Below are 3,119 nucleotides of genomic sequence, written 5' to 3'. Positions count from 1 at the left end.
AACAAGGAAGATTCACGTACGCCAACTGAACATCCCATCGTACCCAAAGATCTGCGGCTGATCAAGAAGATGTTTGGAAACATGGAAAAGAAAGAGTTTGAATTTCTAAAGCCAGCTTCTTTATTTTTTTCCCTGGTGAAGATCAAGCCTCTTTTTATTGGCGCAGTTAGAATTTTGGGCGGCTTGGATAAAGGACTATGGTATATTCCATTTCTAAGACCTTTGTATTGGCAGGTGGTCATTAAAGCGTACAAAATGTGACCTTAATTTCAGGAGAAAATCCCAAGCCACCTACTATAAAATTCGTTGTTTCAACTTTTCGTTTAAATACATACAAGCCCTTCCGCTTTTCAGCGCAAGGGCTTTTTTTATTATTTAACGCAAAGAGGGGGAGGATAATGGACAAAGGGCCGAAATGCTGCATTTTAGTAAAAAAGCTATCAGGTACAGGAAACCCATTGATCCTATAATGAATATACGAAAAAAAACATAATATCAAATACATAATCCCCCTTTCCTTACAGTGTTGCCGATAATTTATAACTTCGCGGTATGCATTACGTTACAGTAGAAGGGCTTACCAAATCTTTTGGGACCAAACCATTATTTAAAGACATTTCTTTTCATATAGAAGAAGGAGATAAAATAGCGCTGGTGGCGCTGAACGGTACGGGAAAATCCACCCTGCTGCGGATTTTATTAGGAAAGGATGTGCCCGACAGCGGTAAGGTGTGGATACATAAGGATGTAACCGTTGTAATGTTGGAACAAACATCAGACTTCGACCTGTCAAAAACAGTGATTGAGAATATCTTTAATCATGACAACCCTGTTCTGAACGCCATTAAAGAATATGAACTGCTCACGGAGGAAGGCCATGAACTGGACATGGCGGACCTTGATAAATTAACAGATGCCATCAGCAGGATGGATGAACTGAATGCCTGGCATTTTGATACCAAAGTAAAACAGATATTAGGAAAACTTAATATACACAATCTCGATCAGCCTGTTGGCTCGCTTTCCGGCGGACAACAAAAAAGAGTAGCCCTGGCGAAAGTACTGATCGAAATAGGCTTTGAACACAAGCATGTGCTGCTGATCATGGATGAGCCTACCAACCACCTGGATGTTTCCATGATCGAGTGGCTGGAAAATTATCTTGATCAGGAAAAAGTAACCCTGCTGCTCGTAACGCACGATCGGTATTTCCTGGATAGCGTATGTAATGAAGTAATGGAATTGGATCAGGAACAGCTTTTTATCTACAAAGGAGATTATGAAAATTACCTGGAAAAGAAAGCCGCGAGGGAGGAAATGGATAAATCCAGCGTAGACAAAGCCCGCAACCTGTACCGGAAGGAACTGGAATGGATGCGCAAGCAACCTAAAGCCCGTACCACCAAATCCAAATCCCGTCAGGATGCTTTTTACGAAGTAAAGGAAAAAGCCAGCACCAAGGTAGCTGATCAACAACTGGAACTGAACGTAAAAATGACCCGCCTGGGTGGAAAGATCCTGGAACTAAAAAAAGTATATAAATCTTTTGGGGATCTTAAAATCCTGAAAGGCATGGATTATACTTTCAAAAAAGGGGAGCGTGTAGGTATTGTTGGTAAAAATGGGGTAGGCAAATCCACCTTCCTGAACATGTTACTGGGTACCGAACAGCCAGACTCCGGTAAGATCAACATCGGTGAAACCATCGTGTTTGGTAACTATTCCCAAACAGGTTTGGAGGTGAAGGAAGATATGCGCCTGATAGAATATGTAAAAAATATCGCTGAAAATTTTCCTTTGGCAGATGGTACTAAAGTGAGTGCCGCCCAGTTTCTGGAGCTATTCCTCTTTCCTGCAGAAAAACAATACACCTATATTTCCAAGTTGAGTGGAGGAGAAAAAAGACGATTGCACCTGCTCTCTATCTTATTCCGTAACCCCAACTTCCTGGTATTGGATGAACCTACCAATGACCTGGATCTGCCTACCCTCAGCATTCTGGAAAGCTTTTTACAGGAGTTCCAGGGTTGTGTGATCATAGTAAGTCACGACCGTTATTTCATGGATAAACTGGTAGAACACCTGTTTGTTTTTGAAGGAGATGGGGAGATCCGTGATTACCCTGGTAATTATACCCAGTACCGCGAATGGCAAAAAGAAGAAGATAAGAAGAAGACCATCGCACCTAAAAAGGAAGTGGCGCCAGAACCGGTAGTGGTAGTAGCGGCGCCAGTAGCAGAGAATAAAGGCCGTAAAATGTCTTTCAAAGAAAAGAGAGAGCTGGAATTACTGGAGAAGGAAATAGAAAAGCTGGAAACAGAAAAGAAAACGATTGAAGCGACGCTGGCTAGTGGCGAATTGGCTTTTGATAAAATGGAGCCGATGACTCATAGAATAGGAGAGATCATTCAATTACTGGATGACAAAGGCATGCGTTGGCTGGAATTGAGCGAAATGAACGCATAAGGATATCATTTTACTATCAACAAAGAAGCAGGCCACAATGGTCTGCTTCTTTGTTTACAGGCTTATATCGAATCAATCAAATTCGAAAGAGATGCCCCAAGCAGCTTAATTCTCTCCTGTGTTTCCTGCTCTAATTTCTCCCTATCTATTTCAACGACACTTGTTTTTTCCTGCTGAATGGCATTACCCATTTTGGTAGCCAGATCTACCTCGTTACCTGCCTGGAAAAAGGTGACAAGTGAATTATTTATTTCTTTATTGATATCTATATCGGAAATGATGGCTGATTTGGAAAACGCAATAGCATCATAGGTAGCGCCTCCCCCGGGTCCACCTTCAAATAAAGTGGGTTGTACCAGGGCTACCGAATGTAGCATAATTTGAATCTGATCCTCTTTTGAGATGTAGCCGAGAAAATAGACTTTGTCTTCAATACCTAAATCCTGAATTTCTTTTTTTAGTGAGGAGAAGAATTCCGGGTGACTAAATTCGCCCGTTTCACCAGTACACACTATCGCGATTTGTTGCGTTAATGTGGAGTTTATAATTTGTAATGCACGGAAAGCAGTGAGATGATCCTTATGTTTCCAGAATTGATTAGAGATGATAAAGTATTTCTCTGGTAAGTCATACTTTTTCTTAAGCGCATCAAA

General features: G+C 41.4%; 3 protein-coding genes. 2 read left to right on the top strand and 1 reads right to left on the bottom strand.

All coding sequences use genetic code 11. From position 1 onward, the window contains the following. Positions 1 to 261: hypothetical protein (locus tag VIP81_RS17995; protein WP_331964004.1), on the top strand; the 261-nt coding region annotated here is incomplete at its 5' end. A gap of 291 nt (positions 262 to 552) precedes the next feature. Next, the gene (locus tag VIP81_RS17990; RefSeq protein ID WP_331964001.1) at positions 553 to 2,466 is read left to right on the top strand and encodes an ABC-F family ATP-binding cassette domain-containing protein; all 1,914 of its coding nucleotides are present in this window, start codon (positions 553 to 555) and stop codon (positions 2,464 to 2,466) included. Positions 2,467 to 2,528: 62 nt separating this feature from the next. Here the strand turns inward: VIP81_RS17990 and VIP81_RS17985 are convergent. Next, on the bottom strand, positions 2,529 to 3,119 hold a 591-nt coding region (locus tag VIP81_RS17985; protein ID WP_331963998.1), incomplete at its 5' end, for a glycosyltransferase.

The sequence above is a fragment of the Chitinophaga sp. genome, from assembly GCF_036566945.1.
Lineage (GTDB): Bacteria > Bacteroidota > Bacteroidia > Chitinophagales > Chitinophagaceae > Chitinophaga.
Note: the sequence above shows the minus strand (reverse complement) of the source record. Positions and strands in the feature narration are given on the sequence as shown.